Genomic DNA, 14,694 nt, shown 5'->3' with positions numbered 1-14,694 from the left:
AATCACTCCTTAAACAACATGAAGGTACTACTCTTCTTGTTGTGACTGTCTGAAACTGATAGCTGTCTTATAGTCCGTTCTAGCTGGTCAATTCTGTTTTGTAGGTTTTCAGCAAACTGTGAGACTGTCATATCTTCGTGAGTGTATCTTTTCATTGTTGTAGGTGAGTTTGCTAAGGATTCAAGGATTGATAAAGCTGTTTGGTAAATTCTGCGTTTATTAATTGGGGAATCTGTTTTGTATTCTTCATCGGGTTTAAGCTGATTTTCTTCTAAATAGACTTTAAGTTCTTGTTCGTGGACTTCTATATCTTTAATTTCCATTTTTAAGCGTTCTAGGTTAGTCATGCTAAAACTCCTTTCTAGTGGGAGGTTTGAGAATCCGACAAAATGTCGGTTTCTAAAATAGTGAAAAAATTTCACCATTAAATTTAGAAAGTTGTAAAACACAACTTACTTGAAGAAAACTTGGATTTCAAGATTTAGAAATGGACACAATGTCCAATTCTAAATGTTCAAAATGAATAATTAGAAAGTGACAAGATGTCCCTTTCTCACTGTCGGGAAACACTACCCCGAAACAGGGTGTCGGTTAAATCTACTCCCCAAACAGGATAGTGGGAAAAACATTCATCTTGAATGTTTAGAATACCGCCCCGAAACAGGGCGGTGAGGTTTGCATAAAATTTTTTCCTGCGAAAAAAAGTCAGTCTGTAGGAGGCGAACGCCTGTTCGAGGGGTATCCAAGATTTTTCCATTTTTTAGGAAAATTATTGCCGTTTTTCAGGAATGACTGATAAGGAATATTATCAATCACTTCCAAAACTGGATAAAATGAAAATTTTATTAAGATGTTCAAGTCTCATAAACCTTGCCATCAAAGGATTGTTTTAACTCATTAATCTGTTAAACGTCCTATAAGTTACGTTATGTTAATAATTTCAGTAAAATCCTGTAGTTTTTAAAATTGTGTTATTATTTTATACAATTAAAGTGTTGTTTTTTGTCAAGTATTATTCCTTAACAGGCGAAAATCTCCCACTTATTATCTTTTTGGTAACTTTCCTTTAATGACAGTATTCAAAGCATATTTGAAGTAATGTTATGTTTTCTTAACATATACCAAAAACTCTTATTTTGCTATTCTTCACTATTCCCATTATCATTGCTTTCTTCTAATCTTTTCTTTTCAAAGTTTTTATCGTTAACGTATGGATTCTTGTCTAACAACGTATCCAGACTAATTGCTCCCATATCATCTAACTTCTGTAAGTTATCAATAACTTCATTATCATTTCTTGGAAGTGCAGGATGAAACACAGCGTCTAATGTCTCCCACCCTTCATAATTCTCTCCTTTATAATCCAACAACCGCTTAAACCTATCAAACCTCTGTTCAAACCCTTCTCTCATAAACTTTTCATTTAGTGAACCTTTCATACTAGCTAATGTGTACATCATTCTAATACTAACTTCTGAAAGGTTAGAAATATCAGTTTGGTTAAAGGCAACTGCAGGAGTTTGGGAAATATCCAGTAACGCCTGTTTAAGTGTATTATAAATTTCCTTAAATGCTCTCTCGTTTATTTCATTATTGGCAAAGTAAAATTCTGCTCCATCTTCAAGGTTTAATCCTTCTCCTGCTATTTTAGGATTAACCCCTTCTTCTCCCTCTAATTGCTGACCTGACATAATAGGCAGCCCATCCATGTATTTATATAAACCATCGCAAGACCTTGAAATCAATCTTTCCATTTCTTCAATGATTTCACCAAACCGTAACACATCTGATCTGCCAAAGTTTTCATCTAATTCATTATCACTTTTGTAGATACAAGGCAATCCTGAAACATTTTCATACTCCCCTATTTTGTGTATCTTACCACCTTTGTTGCTATACTCTTCTACTTTATCCTCTGTAAAAACAACCCAGAATGTTACATTATCAACTGTATAACTTTCAATAAATCCTATATATTCATTACCAAACTCTGAAAAGATAGGATAGCCATCTTCTGGGGGAATGATTTTACTGTAAATGTATCCATCTTCTGAAATATACGGGTATTCATAAGCGTTTCCGTATTTAACAACTTTGTCAAGTATATCAAAATCTATCCTGTCATAATTCCCAATATCATAAACCTCTTTCACCCTATTCAACAAGCCCTCATTACTACAAGTTAAACTAACTGGATTCTTTAATAGAAAATTAGTCTGAAAATTACAGATTGTTTTAGCATAATTCAAAACTATAGTAGCAGGATAATAAGTTTTGCCTTTATATTCTTCTGTTTGACTGTTCAATATTGAATGATTCTTACCTTCAAGAAATTCCTTTATATCAATTATCTCATTAACCCTTTTCACATTATCCATTCTGTTAACTTCTTCTTTAAAGAAAGTTTCTCTATCATTATAATTTTCTTCAATGTAATCTTGTAAAGTAGTCAAGTTCAATACCTCCTTCTAAATAAAAAACCTGCCCATAAAAGGCAGGTTAAAAATAAATATCTATTTTCTGATTCTAAACATCAATTTCATTAAGCGGATTAAACTTATCATTCTGTTCCTTTAGAGCAGTACCAAAGTTTACATACCTTCTACACATAGATAAATCTTTATGTCTTAACATCTTTTGAAGAGTGAATATATCACAGTTGTTTTTTATCATGTTTACTGCAAAGGTGTGTCTGAAGGTATGGCAAGATACTCTTACATTTTTAAAATTCATGACCTTCTTTAATCTTTTAAAAATACATTTTACTGCATTATCAGTGAGCTTTTCATTTTTTCTATTAGTAAACACATATTCAGATAAACTTTCAAAAGTCTGTTCACAATAAGTTTTGTATTCCATTAATTCTTTCTTTAATTTTTCCGTCATTGGAATTGATGAATATTCCCGCTTTTTGCCATAAAAGACAATAGTGTTGTTAATAAAATCAATATCATCCCAACGCAAATTGATTAATTCACCTAATCTACTACCAGTACCTAAAAGGAAAACTATAATGGTGTAATTTCTATAAGCGTAAAATCCTTTCTCCCTTCGCTTTATTCTTCTGTAGTAGTCTAGCATCTGCTTTATCTGATAATCATTAAAAACCTCAATTTTAATATCCTCTTTAACATAGTTAATTTTTTTAGCTGGATTTTGCTTTTCACTTATTACTTCAATGTCTTGTAGGTAGTTAAAGAAAATTTTGAGATTATGAAGTTTGTGATTAATAGAAGTTGGATTATTGTTTTTATTCTTTTTACAGTGAAGTAGATAAGATTTAATGTGAGATTGAGTTACATCATTTGCATTAACAACTTCCTGTTCTGAAATAAATTCTTGAAACTCTTTTAGTGTAGCACTGTAACCTGAAATTGTTTTTTGAGTAAGGTTCTTAAACTCCCTGTCCTCAATAAAATCTTGGATAGCAAACTTCAACAACAAAAAAACCACTCTCCTTTTGTCCATTATTTGGACTAAAAGAAAGTGGTTTTTATAGTTTGAATCGGGTTAAAGATTGACTACTTTATTCGCTAATTGTCTTAAACCTTGTAGTAATCGTACTGGTGGGCGGAACAGGGCTCGAACCTGTGACCCCCTGCTTGTAAGGCAGGTGCTCTCCCAGCTGAGCTATCCGCCCGCTACCAATATATAGTTTACTTCATGTATTTAATTTTGTCAAGGTTTCCTTTTTAAAAATTAAGCTGCTTGTCCAGTATGTTTGTTCTTTCGCCTATAAATAAACTTAGATACCATAATACTTGATTCATATAAGATAATCAAAGGACCAGCAAGTAACCCCTGTGATATTAAATCAGGGGGTGTTAAAAAAGAACCAATTACAAAAGTGATCAACACTGCTATTTTTCTATTTGTTCGTAAAAATTCAGGAGTTATTAATTCTAAATTTGATAAAATTGTTACAATGAGTGGCAATTGAAACACCAAGCCAAAGGGTAACAATAAACCTAAAGCAAAAGAGACATAACTTCTCACCGTGATCATTGGAAGTAAATCTTCCCGGGCAAAATTAATAAAAAATCTATAAGCTAAAGGTAATATTACAAAATATGCAAACAATACTCCCAAAACAAATAATATCAAAGCTAAAGGCAAGAATATAAATAAATACTTTTTTTCTCCAGGCTCCAAAGCAGGTAATACAAAAGCGATTAGTTGATAAAGTGTTACTGGTAAACTGAACACTAGACCTGCAATAATAGCCAGCTTCAGTTGACTAAGAAAGGCTTCTGCAGGTGAAATATAATGCAAATTGTCTGCTGGCACAGTGATTATGTCCAACAATGTCTCTGAAAAATAAAAGGCAATTCCTGTGGCAATTAAAAACGCTAGTACTATCCAGATTAACCTCTGTCTTAATTCACCGAGATGATCTGTGAAACTCATTTTATCACGTTGTTCTGACATTGGCCTTCACCCACTTCTAGTCAAAAAGTGCATATAATAGAGTATAACTGATCAGTGTTTAAAGTGTTATCTCTAATAAATATAAGGTAGTCAATTAGGTTGATTTTTCAGTTTTGTTATCTTCGTTTTCTTTTACATCACTTGATTTATTTTCTTTAACTTCCTCTTCTACTTCGTTAACTTCTTCTCTTAATTCCTTAGTGGCACTCTTAAACTCTCTCAAACTACTGCCCAAAGCTTTCCCTAGTTCAGGTAATTTTTTAGGTCCAAAAATAATTAATGCAATAGCCAGAATCAACAAAATTTCAGGAAGCCCAATTCTACCAAACATTTTTTACCTCCTCCCACACTTTTGTTATTAGATTAACAATCCCTGATACAATTCTTATTATGTCTTTTATGTTATTATATTACATTACAAGCCAAAACACAATAAAAGAGAGAATCATTCCTCACATTCAGAAATTTCTTCTAAACTTTTAGTTTCACCTGTTAATTTTTTGGCAATTATCAAATAACCTGTATGCCCTATCATTGTATCTTCAGGTCGCATACGTTCTGGGTTATGTTTATATCTTCTCAATAACAATTCAACAATGTCTGTTACAAAGAAACTATTATCTTTTAATTCTGGAAGCGTAGCACTAATCTGATTATATGTGGGTACTAATACACCTAAATTTCCCGAAGGTTTTAAAGAATGACTTATTTTGTCTAGTACTTCCCAGGGCTCTCTCACATCTAGTACAAACGCATCTAAGTCGGTTTCAAAAATTCCTTCTTCTATTGATTGATTGTAAAAGGTTACATTATCAAATTTTCTTCCCCTAGAATAGTTTTTATTTACTAATTTACTGAAGTCTGATCTCCTTTCATAAGTGTATACACTCCCTTGGGGACCTACTGTACGAGACAAGGACAGTGTCATGGCACCAGAACCAGTACCCGCTTCGCCTACACTATCACCTGGTGAAATATCAAGTTTATAAATCATAAAACTGATTTCTTTAGGATACATAATTTGAGTCTTTCTCTCTAATTTTTTTTCAAGAAAATCAGCTAATGTACATTCAAATATAAAGTATTTTTTTTCGTTTAAATAAAATTCCGAACCTGGAGATAACTGTCGCAACTTTTCACCTGTTAGAATCCCCGTTGGTAATTGGACACTATCAGCTTTCAGATCAACTACCTTTTTGAATTTGTTTCCATCTGTTATCATTCTTTTACTGTCTAATCCTGTGGACATTTCTATCACTCCTTACATAAAAACTTTGATTTATATTTTAACTTCAATCAAAATTTATTATAATAATTCCAGGAGGTGAAATAATACATGAGTTTTGTTTACGGTCCCGTTAAGTCAAGAAGACTGGGTTTATCATTAGGAGTAGATATAACTCCTGATAGAATATGTAGCTTTGATTGTATCTATTGTGAAGAAGCCTGCGCCACAAAAACTTTAACAATTACTAGAAGTGAATATAGTCCTACCGAGACAGTCATTAACGAAATCGTCACACAAGCCAACAACCACCCCCGTCTAGATTATATCACTTTTTCTGGGTCGGGCGAACCCACTCTTCACTCCGAGTTAGGAAAAATTATTACAGAAATAAAGTCTCAAACTGACAACGCTGTAGCTGTGTTAACTAACTCCTCTTTATTATACCGTGAAGATGTAAGAAATGATCTACAAAAATCAGACTTGGTAGTTCCTTCAATCGATGCTATAACCGAAAAAAGTTTCACTGACATAAATCGTCCTCATGAAGAAATTAATAGCTCACTTATAGTAAATGGTATCAAAACTTTCTGTCAAGAATACACAGGAAAAATCTATCTAGAAATTTTACTTGTCTCTGAAGTCAATGACTCTTATGAAGAGATAGAAAAATTGGCTAATTTTGTTAACGATTTAAATGTAACTAAAATTCATTTAAATACAGTGAGTCGTGCCACAACAGAACCTGATGCTCAAAATATCCCCTATGATAAACTTAAAGAAATAGTAAACCTATTTTCCAAGCCCGTAGAAATCTTTAATTAATACATTGCAACAATAATACATTGTGACTTGGATAGGAGGTGATGTAATGGAAATAACAGTAACAACTTCCAAGAAAATAGAGTTTATTAATATTACTGAGGAGGTTAAAAAAGCACTGTCTCAAATGGAACTTCCCCAGGGTAATAACAAAGTTCATTTATTTATTCCACATACAACAGCTGCTATTACAGTTAATGAGACTGCAGATCCAGATGTCTGCTTCGATCTAGAAAACGCCTGTCAAAAAATAATACCAGACATTTCTTACCAACATCTTGAAGGTAATAGTCCAGCTCATTTTTTATCTTCTCTAGTAGGGCCTGATATCATGGTACCTATTAGGAAAAACACATTAGATTTAGGCAGGTGGCAGGGTATAATTTTTTGCGAATTTGATGGTCCCCGCAGAAGGAAAGTAAAAATCCTATATTAACTTCTTTAACATCTTACATTTTTAAGTATAAATAACCCACGACTATAGCCGTGGGTTATTATTATTTCTCAATTATTCAGTTCCATCAACATTATAAGATCTCGGAAAATAAACAGTAAATGTACTGCCCTTTCCTTCTTCACTATCCACTTCTATTTTGCCGTTATGAATTTTTACTAATTCATTGACAATAGCCAAACCTAATCCAGAGCTTCCGCTTTTTTTATTTTGATTTCTTGCTTTATCTACCTTGTAAAACCTTTGGAAAATACTATCAAGCTCTGATTTTGGGATGCCAATGCCGTTATCAACCACTTGCAAGGCAACGTATTGTTCTGTATCAAATGCCCTTAACCTTATTGTACCTTTTTCAGAAGTATACTGGATAGCATTCTTTAACAAATTAACAATAATCTGTTTTACCCTCGGAGGGTCTCCTTTAAAGAATGTTTTACTTTCACTCTTATCTATGGTTATAGTTTGATTTTTCTTTTCAGCATCAGGTAATACCATATCCATGGCATCAATTAAAACTTCCTTGGCTGTCATCTTCTCTTTGTTTAAGTTTATAGTACCCGTTTCTAAACTCGACAGGTCTAATAACGTATCGACCATTTCATTTAATTCAACGGCATGTTTCCATATTAGGTTCAAATAGTGGGTTTGATCTTGTTCAGGAACAATACCATCAATAATCAATTCGCTATAACCCCTTATGGCACTTAAGGGAGCCCGGAATTCGTGGGATGCATTATCTACTAAATTTTTTCTAAAAACAGCTAACCTTTTTTGTTCTTCAATATTGTTTTCAATTTCCTGGGCAGCTAAATGAAAAGTGCGGGAAACTTTACCCAATTCATCATCGGTTTCCTCAAGCACCTCGCGACCAATTTTCTGGGTAAATTCACCTTTAGCCAGGGCTTGTGCAGACTCATTGATTGAACTCAACGGTCTAGTAATATTCTTTGAAAGAGACAGGGCAAAGGCACTTGCTACAAGAATTGCAATTCCTCCTGAAATTAAAGTCAACCGACTAATATTAGCCAAAGTGTCCTCAATACCTGCTAAAGGCACATTTAAACTTACTACACCTATAACTTCTTTTTGTTCTTCTTCATTTTGATCATCTTCCTGCTGATTACTTTCACTTTCATTATCACTCTCTCTAGTTTCATCTGTGTTCTGTTTTTCATCATTCTCTTCTTCTTTTTCATATACTGGTATGGCAATCAATAATCGCTCCGCTTGTGGACCGACTAGTTTTTTCGTAAGGGAATTACCTTCTAATACATGGTCAAGCTCATGATTTTCAAATTCTACTGTCCCGGTATCTTCATCGGAATAGTAATTTGCGATTGTAATATTTCTTCCATTTTCGTCAAAAACTGCTATTTCTGCTTCAAATGAACGTGAAAGAGTTTGAGCTTTTTGCATAATATCCTGTAATTCACTATTTTGGATAGGCTCTTGTAACATACTAGCAACTTCACGGGCTTGAGTATTCACTTCCCATTCTCTGGCACCATAAAAATATTCTTCTACTAAATAGGACATAATGCCACTTAATACTAGCAAAGTTACTAGTATGACAACCAAATAACTCAGCATCAGTTTTAAAAATAAGGTCTTGGGCTTAAATTTTTTAATCATTCATTTTTCACCTCAAATTTGTAGCCAACGCCCCAAACCGTCTGGATCAAACTATCAAAACCACTTTCAGGTTCTAGCTTTTTTCTAATTCGTTTTACATGTTCATCTACTGTCCGTGTCCCACCAGCAAAAGAAAATCCCCAAATTTTCTCCAGAATTTCTTCTCTGGTAAATACTCGTTCGGGATTTTTAATGAGTAAATATAATAATTCAAATTCTTTTGGTGGTAAATCAACTTCATTATCTTTAACAAAGACTTTATAACTGTGTGCATCTACAGTTAGATCGCCTTTTTCAAGAATTTTATCTTTATCCTTGAAATCCTGATCTCTTCTTATCAGAGCACGTACCCGGGCTACTAATTCACGTGGACTGAAAGGTTTTATAACATAATCATCAGCTCCCAGTTTTAGTCCCATAATTTTATCATCTTCTTCTACTTTGGCAGTTAACATTATGATTGGTACCTTACTATTGTTTATTGAATTTCTTATTTTATGGCAAACTTCCCAGCCATCCATTTCCGGTAGCATAATATCTAAAATCACAGTATTATAGTTATATTTTTCAACATATTCATAACCTGTCTTACCATCATAAGCCATATCAACAGAAAACCCTTCGTGTTCCAGGGTCAGTTTAACCATATTACATAAATCTTTATCATCGTCTACTATTAGTACTTGTTGATCAGGCATCAAACCCACCTCCAATTTAATTCAAAATTAAACATTATCTAAGTCTAATCTAATATTTTGCTCTTAATAAATAATTTCCTGCTAATAGGCAAATTTTCATTAAAAATGTTATAATAAAAAGATGTGTGAAAGTTATATTATACAAGGAGTGTGGTGCTATGAACAGTTTGAATCTTCCAGACAGTGCAGGAGTTGCAGCTATTGGTCTTAAAACTGATCTAATTGTCCCTCACGATGATATCGCGGAAATAACTGCCAATACCGTCAAAGATATTACCGAAGATAATGATATAATTTGCGTTACAGAGGCAGTTGTGGCTAGATCTCAAAACCAATATGTTTCTTGTGAAAGTTTGGCCGAAGAAATTCGAGAAAAACTAAATTTAAAAGAACAAAGCACTATAGGAGTTATCAGTCCTATTGCAAGCCGCAACAGGTTTTCATTGATTTTAAGGGCTCTAGCTTTAGCCACTCGTGGGGGTAAAGTTATTGTTCAATTTCCTATTCCCTTTGATGAAGTAGGTAATCAAGTTATTGACGAGAATTTTGCATATACCAGACTCAGGTTAAAAAAGACACTCCAAAGTCTTAGAGAAACAAGGGGAAGCACTCCACAGCTGAATGTCTTAATAAGAGAAATTTTAGCTGCCTTAAAACTACAAGAATTAGGATACGGAATTGAAAGCATTCGTAAAATTACCGGAAAAGGCATTGCTGATTTGACTTTAAAAACCCCTGAGGGGAAAACTGCAGTTGCCGAAGTTACTTTTGAGGACTTAGCCAAAACCGCAAAAAAAGCCATAGGAGTAAAGAAGGATGTGCCTGAAGCGGAAGTTGCGCTAAGTATAGCTGTGAGCTTAGAACATAATAGTATCACAATTGTGGATGCCAACGACTATCTATATAGTGATAATCCAAAAGTTTCCACTATTAATTACGGAAACCAGGTGGATAGTTATTACGATCCAGAAGTAATCTATACCAATGAGATAGAAAATCATACTTTCCCTCATCCTATCACTAAGCATGACTATCGTCATCTTTATTCAGAAATAATTGAAGATGCCGGAGCTCAAGCTTCCATTATATTTACAGATAACCCTGTAAAAGTTTACGAAATGGGTTTTATAGATGGTATATGCGTTGGAGCAGTACACGAACGATACAAACTAAAGGAATTATTTAGTTCTTTTGGAGCGAAAGTTCCAATAATTACAATTGAAGATATCGGTAGTAATCCCTGGGGATTGATTGGTTCTAACGTATCAGATATGGATAAGGGAATTTTAAAACTACTTCCCGATAATCCTCACAAAACTGCCGATAACATTAAAGATAAAATTAAAGAAATTACAACTAAAGATGTTGAAGTTTTGATTTTCGGTGATGGTGCTTATAAAGATCCGGATACAGGTATTTACGAACTGGCCGATCCTCATCCAGCAATTGGAGCCAGTTATAATTTGCGAAGTGCTTCTTTAAGAGAAGGTTCAAAACTAAAACTACAGGTTGACACTTTGTTCCGACAGGGATATTCAAAAGATCAGATTAAAGATATTTTATCCGACGATAGTGATAAAACTGCAGAAAATCTTGGTACTACCCCCAGAAGTGTAACAAGTATATTGGGTACCATGGCAGATTTGATCACGGGCTCTGCAGATGCCGGAACACCAATTGTCTTAGTCAGAGGTTTTAAACATCTATAATAAAGGTATTACCTACTAAAAAGGCTGTTGCCCCACATAGGGCAACAGCCTTTTTAACATTAAACTGCCAGGATATTTACAAGCAAGTCTGTAAGCCGAGTTCTGTCCTCCCCCTAGAGGGAGTGGCAGTCATCTATCTAGGGTGCCAGTCGCCTGACACCTCAAGCGACCAAACCCGGAAGGTCAGCGGGCCACTTCATCCCTTCCCTATTTGGTCTTGCTCCGGGTGGGGTTTACCTAGCCGACCAGTCACCTGGCCGCTGGTGCGCTCTTACCGCACCTTTTCACCCTTACCAGATTGAAGCCTGGCGGTTTGTTTCTGTGGCACTTTCCTGGGGGTCGCCCCCACTGGGTGTTACCCAGCACCCTGCCCTACGGAGCTCGGACTTTCCTCGAAGACAGTTTACTGTCCTCGCGACTACCCGACTTACTTGTAATCATCCCGGCAGTTAATGAAAAAACGGATATTTATTTTCTCTCCGTTTCCGGATTTATAAGTATAACACATACTACTTACTTAGTCAAAATCACAATACGATCACAGCTATCACAAGACACCATTCCTTCAACTTGCAAACGACTGTATCTCTCAGTTGATAATTCTAAACCACATGCACAAGTCACTTCTTGTTCGAATAATTTCACTACTGCATCTCTTGGAAATTTATTGACCAAAGAGTTATATTTTGTTAATAATCGTTCTGGCATTTGCTGTTTTAATTCTTCTCTCTTTGATTTTAGTTCCTCTATTTTTTCGGTTACATCTACTTTATTATCAGCTATTTCATTGCTTTTTTTATCCAACTCTTTTTTAATATCTTGAAACTTATTCTGATTCTGTTCTAAGTTCTTTTCTTCATTGTCAATCTCTTCAGTTAACTCACAATAGCCCTCAAAAGATTGTTGTTCTTTCTGGTGCAAGTCTTTTATTTTTTCAGATAGATCATTTAATTCTTTACTGGCTGTGACCTTTCCGGAATACATTTCGTCTTCGAGTTGCTTCTTTTCTTGATGATACTGTTCGCTTTCAAGTTCCCGTGTTTTCATCAGTCGCCGCTTTTCTGTTAAGCTTTCTTCCTGGTTTTCAATAGTTTTTTCTAGATTATTTAGTTGTTGTTCTAAGCGTTCTGGCTCATGACTGTCTTTTAAAACCTTTAGTTCACTTCTTAACTCAGTCAGTTTCCTGTCTAAGGTAAATAATTGCTCAATTAATTTTTGTTCTTGCAACACTGCACCTCCTAGTCTTTTGGCAAACTTGAATGTTGATAATCGTAAAATTTCAATTTTACTTAAAAATGCTTAGATTTGGTACATCTAATTCTCCTGTTCACTTGTTAAAATGTACTGTCAAACCCGCATAATCCGTTCAATTGATAATTTTACAGTATTAACAACTCAATATAACAGCCCTTATATTAAAATAGATAATTAATAAAAAACAGGTAGAGATAACAGTATCCTGTCACTCTACCTGTAAAACACATATTCGTCATTATGAAAAGATTTTATTTCTAGGTTGTAATCATCACTTAACTGTTCATCTAAAAACTTTGTAACTTTGTCTACAACAGGTAATTCTGTTTCTCTATGACCTGCATCAATTAGAAAAAGTCCTTCTTGTTCAGCTCTCAGAGCATCGTGATATTTTATATCTCCTGTAATAAAAGCATCTACTCCTAGTTTTAAGGCTTTTTCAACCATTTTACCTCCACTTCCTCCACAAACTGCCACACTATTTATATTTTCGGGCCTTGGCCCGGCAAGTCTCACTTGGGTATGTAATCTTTGTTCAATTGTTTCAATCAAAGTCTCACTTCTAATGGGTGAACTTAACTCTCCTACCAATCCGATTCCATATTTTTTGTCAGGATATTCCAGTTGATAAATATCATATGCAGGCTCTTCGTAAGGATGAACAGCTCTCATTTCTTGAATTACTTGATTAATTTTGGAATTAGGAACAATGGTTTCAAGCTTAACCTCTTCAGTGCGAGAAATTCTTCCCTGCTCTCCGATAAAGGGATCAGTTCCAGCCAGGGGTTTAAAAGTGCCTATACCTTGAGATTGGAAACTAACGTCACAATAATGCCCTAAAGAGCCAGCACCTGCACTACTCAATGCCGTTCTCACTTCATCTTCATACCCTTGAGGCATAAAAACAACTATTTTTGAATATTTTTCTTTATATGTTGTAGTCAAAGGCCTTTCGTCAATTAAGTTGATATTTAGTGTTTCAAGAAGTGCATGATTAACTCCAATTTCAAGAGCAGCATCCAAATTTGTATGACTTGTATAAATGGATATGTCATTTTTAATGGCCCTTTTTGTTACATCTCCTATTTTTTCATCAGTAACTACATGTAAGGGGGGCATGAATAAAGGATGATGTGTAATAATTAACTCCGCTTTCATTTTTATTGCCTGTTCAATGACTTGTTTTGATGGATCAAGGGCTACTAAACACTTAGAAACTTTATCATTAACACTTCCAAGCTGTAATCCAGGATTATCCCCTTCAACAGCTAAGTATTTTGGAGCAAATTTTTCTAAAAGATTAATCAAGGTCTTTTTAGCTGGTCGTGTTGTCATGATTATTTAACACCTCCGAAATAGCATCGGCTCTAGTTCTCATTTCCTGCAGTTTTGCTCTTGCCCTCTCAGTTTTAGCTTGTTGAAGTTCATCTATTACTGATTTAGTTTTTACTAATTCTCTATTTAAATATTCTATCAAAACTTCATTTGGATTCGCTAGGATTTTTGGACCCATTTCCATTTCGAGTTCACTTAAGCTATTTGCATCAATTTTATTTACATCAGGTACTGCGTTAATCACTTGATAAAAAAATCCTTTATCTTTAACTAGTTCTTCTCTTTTAAAGAAATATCCTTTGGAAATCAAGTATTTTCTGATATCAGCATGATCAGTCTGAGGTTGTAGGATTAAGTTTGATTTGAAAAGCCATTTATCCTCATTATCCATTAAAATATTTTTTATGGTTATTCCACCTATACCTGCAAGGATTATAATATCTGGGGTTTCATTGCTAGCGAGAACCTCTAATCCGTCTCCAATTCTTAGATCAATATAATTTATTAAATCATGTTTATTCACTTGTGCTCTGGCTTCATCAACTGTAGCTTTAGATATGTCTGAAGCTATAACTTTTTTCACTCTATCTTCTTTAATCAAAGAAATGGGTAATAAGGCGTGATCGGTACCAACATCCAATACTAGTTCTGAATTGCTAATCATGTTTTTAATAGCAGTTAAGCGTTTAGAAATCATTTGCGTTCCTCCAAATAATATTCCACAGTAAAGTAAAAAAACCTTCTCAATAAGAGAAGGTTTTTAGTGGTGGGCGGAACAGGGCTCGAACCTGTGACCCCCTGCTTGTAAGGCAGGTGCTCTCCCAGCTGAGCTATCCGCCCATGTGGTGACCCCTAGGGGATTCGAACCCCTGACTTCGGCGTGAAAGGCCGATGTCTTAACCACTTGACCAAGGGGCCATGATTGTTATAAATATCAGTTGGATGGTGGGCCCACCTGGGCTCGAACCAGGGACCAACCGGTTATGAGCCGGTTGCTCTTCCAACTGAGCTATGGGCCCAAAAATGGCTCCCCAGGCAGGATTTGAACCTGCGACCTACCGGTTAACAGCCGGTCGCTCTACCGCTGAGCTACTGAGGAACTCTTTCGACATGATTTATTATACTTAAGTTTAGCAG

The 14,694-nt window shown here is 34.8% G+C and carries 14 protein-coding genes, 5 tRNA genes and 1 other RNA gene; 3 read left to right on the top strand and 17 right to left on the bottom strand.

From position 1 onward, the window contains the following. Window positions 1–2 precede the first annotated feature (2 nt). From NTHER_RS06235 to NTHER_RS06205, 7 genes are all read right to left on the bottom strand, one after another. Complete coding sequence (locus tag NTHER_RS06235; RefSeq protein WP_012447687.1) at window positions 3–347, bottom strand: hypothetical protein; 345 nt, start codon at window positions 345–347, stop codon at window positions 3–5. A 792-nt stretch (window positions 348–1,139) separates the two neighbouring features. Next, the gene (locus NTHER_RS06230; RefSeq protein ID WP_012447686.1) at window positions 1,140–2,453 is read right to left on the bottom strand and encodes a phage portal protein; all 1,314 of its coding nucleotides are present in this window, start codon (window positions 2,451–2,453) and stop codon (window positions 1,140–1,142) included. A gap of 73 nt (window positions 2,454–2,526) precedes the next feature. After that, window positions 2,527–3,444: a tyrosine-type recombinase/integrase gene (locus tag NTHER_RS06225; protein ID WP_012447685.1), complete on the bottom strand. Its 918-nt coding sequence runs from the start codon at window positions 3,442–3,444 to the stop codon at window positions 2,527–2,529. 120 nt (window positions 3,445–3,564) lie between these two features. Further along, window positions 3,565–3,640, bottom strand: a tRNA-Val gene (locus NTHER_RS06220). Between the two features lie 59 nt (window positions 3,641–3,699). After that, window positions 3,700–4,428, bottom strand: a complete 729-nt coding sequence (gene tatC / locus NTHER_RS06215; protein ID WP_012447684.1) for a twin-arginine translocase subunit TatC — start codon at window positions 4,426–4,428, stop codon at window positions 3,700–3,702. 94 nt (window positions 4,429–4,522) lie between these two features. Continuing rightward, the gene (locus NTHER_RS06210) at window positions 4,523–4,759 is read right to left on the bottom strand and encodes a TatA/E family twin arginine-targeting protein translocase (protein WP_012447683.1); all 237 of its coding nucleotides are present in this window, start codon (window positions 4,757–4,759) and stop codon (window positions 4,523–4,525) included. 114 nt (window positions 4,760–4,873) lie between these two features. Beyond that, window positions 4,874–5,677, bottom strand: a complete 804-nt coding sequence (locus NTHER_RS06205) for a tRNA (adenine-N1)-methyltransferase (protein WP_012447682.1) — start codon at window positions 5,675–5,677, stop codon at window positions 4,874–4,876. An 87-nt stretch (window positions 5,678–5,764) separates the two neighbouring features. Between NTHER_RS06205 and NTHER_RS06200 the strand changes: the two genes are divergently transcribed. Beyond that, complete coding sequence (locus NTHER_RS06200; RefSeq protein WP_012447681.1) at window positions 5,765–6,478, top strand: radical SAM protein; 714 nt, start codon at window positions 5,765–5,767, stop codon at window positions 6,476–6,478. Between the two features lie 46 nt (window positions 6,479–6,524). Beyond that, entirely contained in the window at window positions 6,525–6,911 is a 387-nt protein-coding gene (locus NTHER_RS06195; RefSeq protein WP_012447680.1) for a secondary thiamine-phosphate synthase enzyme YjbQ, read from the top strand. A gap of 72 nt (window positions 6,912–6,983) precedes the next feature. Here NTHER_RS06195 and NTHER_RS06190 read toward each other — a convergent pair whose 3' ends face one another. Next, window positions 6,984–8,561, bottom strand: coding sequence for a sensor histidine kinase (locus NTHER_RS06190; RefSeq protein ID WP_012447679.1), 1,578 nt, complete (start codon window positions 8,559–8,561; stop codon window positions 6,984–6,986). Then, window positions 8,558–9,259, bottom strand: a complete 702-nt coding sequence (locus NTHER_RS06185; protein WP_012447678.1) for a response regulator transcription factor — start codon at window positions 9,257–9,259, stop codon at window positions 8,558–8,560. The genes NTHER_RS06190 and NTHER_RS06185 overlap by 4 nt, the downstream gene beginning before the upstream one ends. A gap of 158 nt (window positions 9,260–9,417) precedes the next feature. Between NTHER_RS06185 and NTHER_RS06180 the strand changes: the two genes are divergently transcribed. Continuing rightward, window positions 9,418–10,968, top strand: coding sequence for a coenzyme F420-0:L-glutamate ligase (locus NTHER_RS06180; RefSeq protein WP_012447677.1), 1,551 nt, complete (start codon window positions 9,418–9,420; stop codon window positions 10,966–10,968). Between the two features lie 75 nt (window positions 10,969–11,043). Here NTHER_RS06180 and rnpB read toward each other — a convergent pair. From rnpB to NTHER_RS06145, 8 genes are all read right to left on the bottom strand, one after another. Beyond that, window positions 11,044–11,402: RNase P RNA component class A (rnpB, locus tag NTHER_RS15505), an RNA gene on the bottom strand. Between the two features lie 79 nt (window positions 11,403–11,481). Then, window positions 11,482–12,195: a zinc ribbon domain-containing protein gene (locus NTHER_RS06175; protein WP_012447676.1), complete on the bottom strand. Its 714-nt coding sequence runs from the start codon at window positions 12,193–12,195 to the stop codon at window positions 11,482–11,484. Window positions 12,196–12,435: 240 nt separating this feature from the next. Beyond that, window positions 12,436–13,557, bottom strand: a complete 1,122-nt coding sequence (locus NTHER_RS06170) for a Nif3-like dinuclear metal center hexameric protein (protein ID WP_012447675.1) — start codon at window positions 13,555–13,557, stop codon at window positions 12,436–12,438. Beyond that, entirely contained in the window at window positions 13,538–14,254 is a 717-nt protein-coding gene (locus tag NTHER_RS06165) for a tRNA (adenine(22)-N(1))-methyltransferase (RefSeq protein WP_012447674.1), read from the bottom strand. The genes NTHER_RS06170 and NTHER_RS06165 overlap by 20 nt, the downstream gene beginning before the upstream one ends. A gap of 67 nt (window positions 14,255–14,321) precedes the next feature. Then, window positions 14,322–14,397 (bottom strand) — tRNA-Val (locus tag NTHER_RS06160). A gap of 3 nt (window positions 14,398–14,400) precedes the next feature. Next, window positions 14,401–14,475 (bottom strand) — tRNA-Glu (locus NTHER_RS06155). A 25-nt stretch (window positions 14,476–14,500) separates the two neighbouring features. Continuing rightward, window positions 14,501–14,576: transfer RNA gene (locus NTHER_RS06150), tRNA-Ile, on the bottom strand. A gap of 5 nt (window positions 14,577–14,581) precedes the next feature. Next, a tRNA-Asn gene (locus tag NTHER_RS06145) sits at window positions 14,582–14,656 on the bottom strand. Between the last annotated feature and the right edge of the window lie 38 nt (window positions 14,657–14,694).

The sequence above is a fragment of the Natranaerobius thermophilus JW/NM-WN-LF genome, assembly GCF_000020005.1.
Taxonomy (GTDB): domain Bacteria; phylum Bacillota; class Natranaerobiia; order Natranaerobiales; family Natranaerobiaceae; genus Natranaerobius; species Natranaerobius thermophilus.
This window is presented reverse-complemented; position numbering and strand designations above follow the sequence as displayed.

Bases quoted from the DNA above. Each gene is read 5' to 3' on its own strand.
- NTHER_RS06235 (WP_012447687.1), bottom strand. From the start codon at position 347: ATGACTAACCTAGAACGCTTAAAAATGGAAATTAAAGATATAGAAGTC.
- NTHER_RS06195 (WP_012447680.1), top strand. From the start codon at position 6,525: ATGGAAATAACAGTAACAACTTCCAAGAAAATAGAGTTTATTAATATT.
- NTHER_RS06170 (WP_012447675.1), bottom strand. From the start codon at position 13,557: ATGACAACACGACCAGCTAAAAAGACCTTGATTAATCTTTTAGAAAAA.
- NTHER_RS06190 (WP_012447679.1), bottom strand. From the start codon at position 8,561: ATGATTAAAAAATTTAAGCCCAAGACCTTATTTTTAAAACTGATGCTG.
- NTHER_RS06165 (WP_012447674.1), bottom strand. From the start codon at position 14,254: ATGATTTCTAAACGCTTAACTGCTATTAAAAACATGATTAGCAATTCA.
- NTHER_RS06185 (WP_012447678.1), bottom strand. From the start codon at position 9,259: ATGCCTGATCAACAAGTACTAATAGTAGACGATGATAAAGATTTATGT.
- NTHER_RS06210 (WP_012447683.1), bottom strand. From the start codon at position 4,759: ATGTTTGGTAGAATTGGGCTTCCTGAAATTTTGTTGATTCTGGCTATT.
- tatC (WP_012447684.1), bottom strand. From the start codon at position 4,428: ATGTCAGAACAACGTGATAAAATGAGTTTCACAGATCATCTCGGTGAA.
- NTHER_RS06180 (WP_012447677.1), top strand. From the start codon at position 9,418: ATGAACAGTTTGAATCTTCCAGACAGTGCAGGAGTTGCAGCTATTGGT.
- NTHER_RS06200 (WP_012447681.1), top strand. From the start codon at position 5,765: ATGAGTTTTGTTTACGGTCCCGTTAAGTCAAGAAGACTGGGTTTATCA.
- NTHER_RS06205 (WP_012447682.1), bottom strand. From the start codon at position 5,677: ATGTCCACAGGATTAGACAGTAAAAGAATGATAACAGATGGAAACAAA.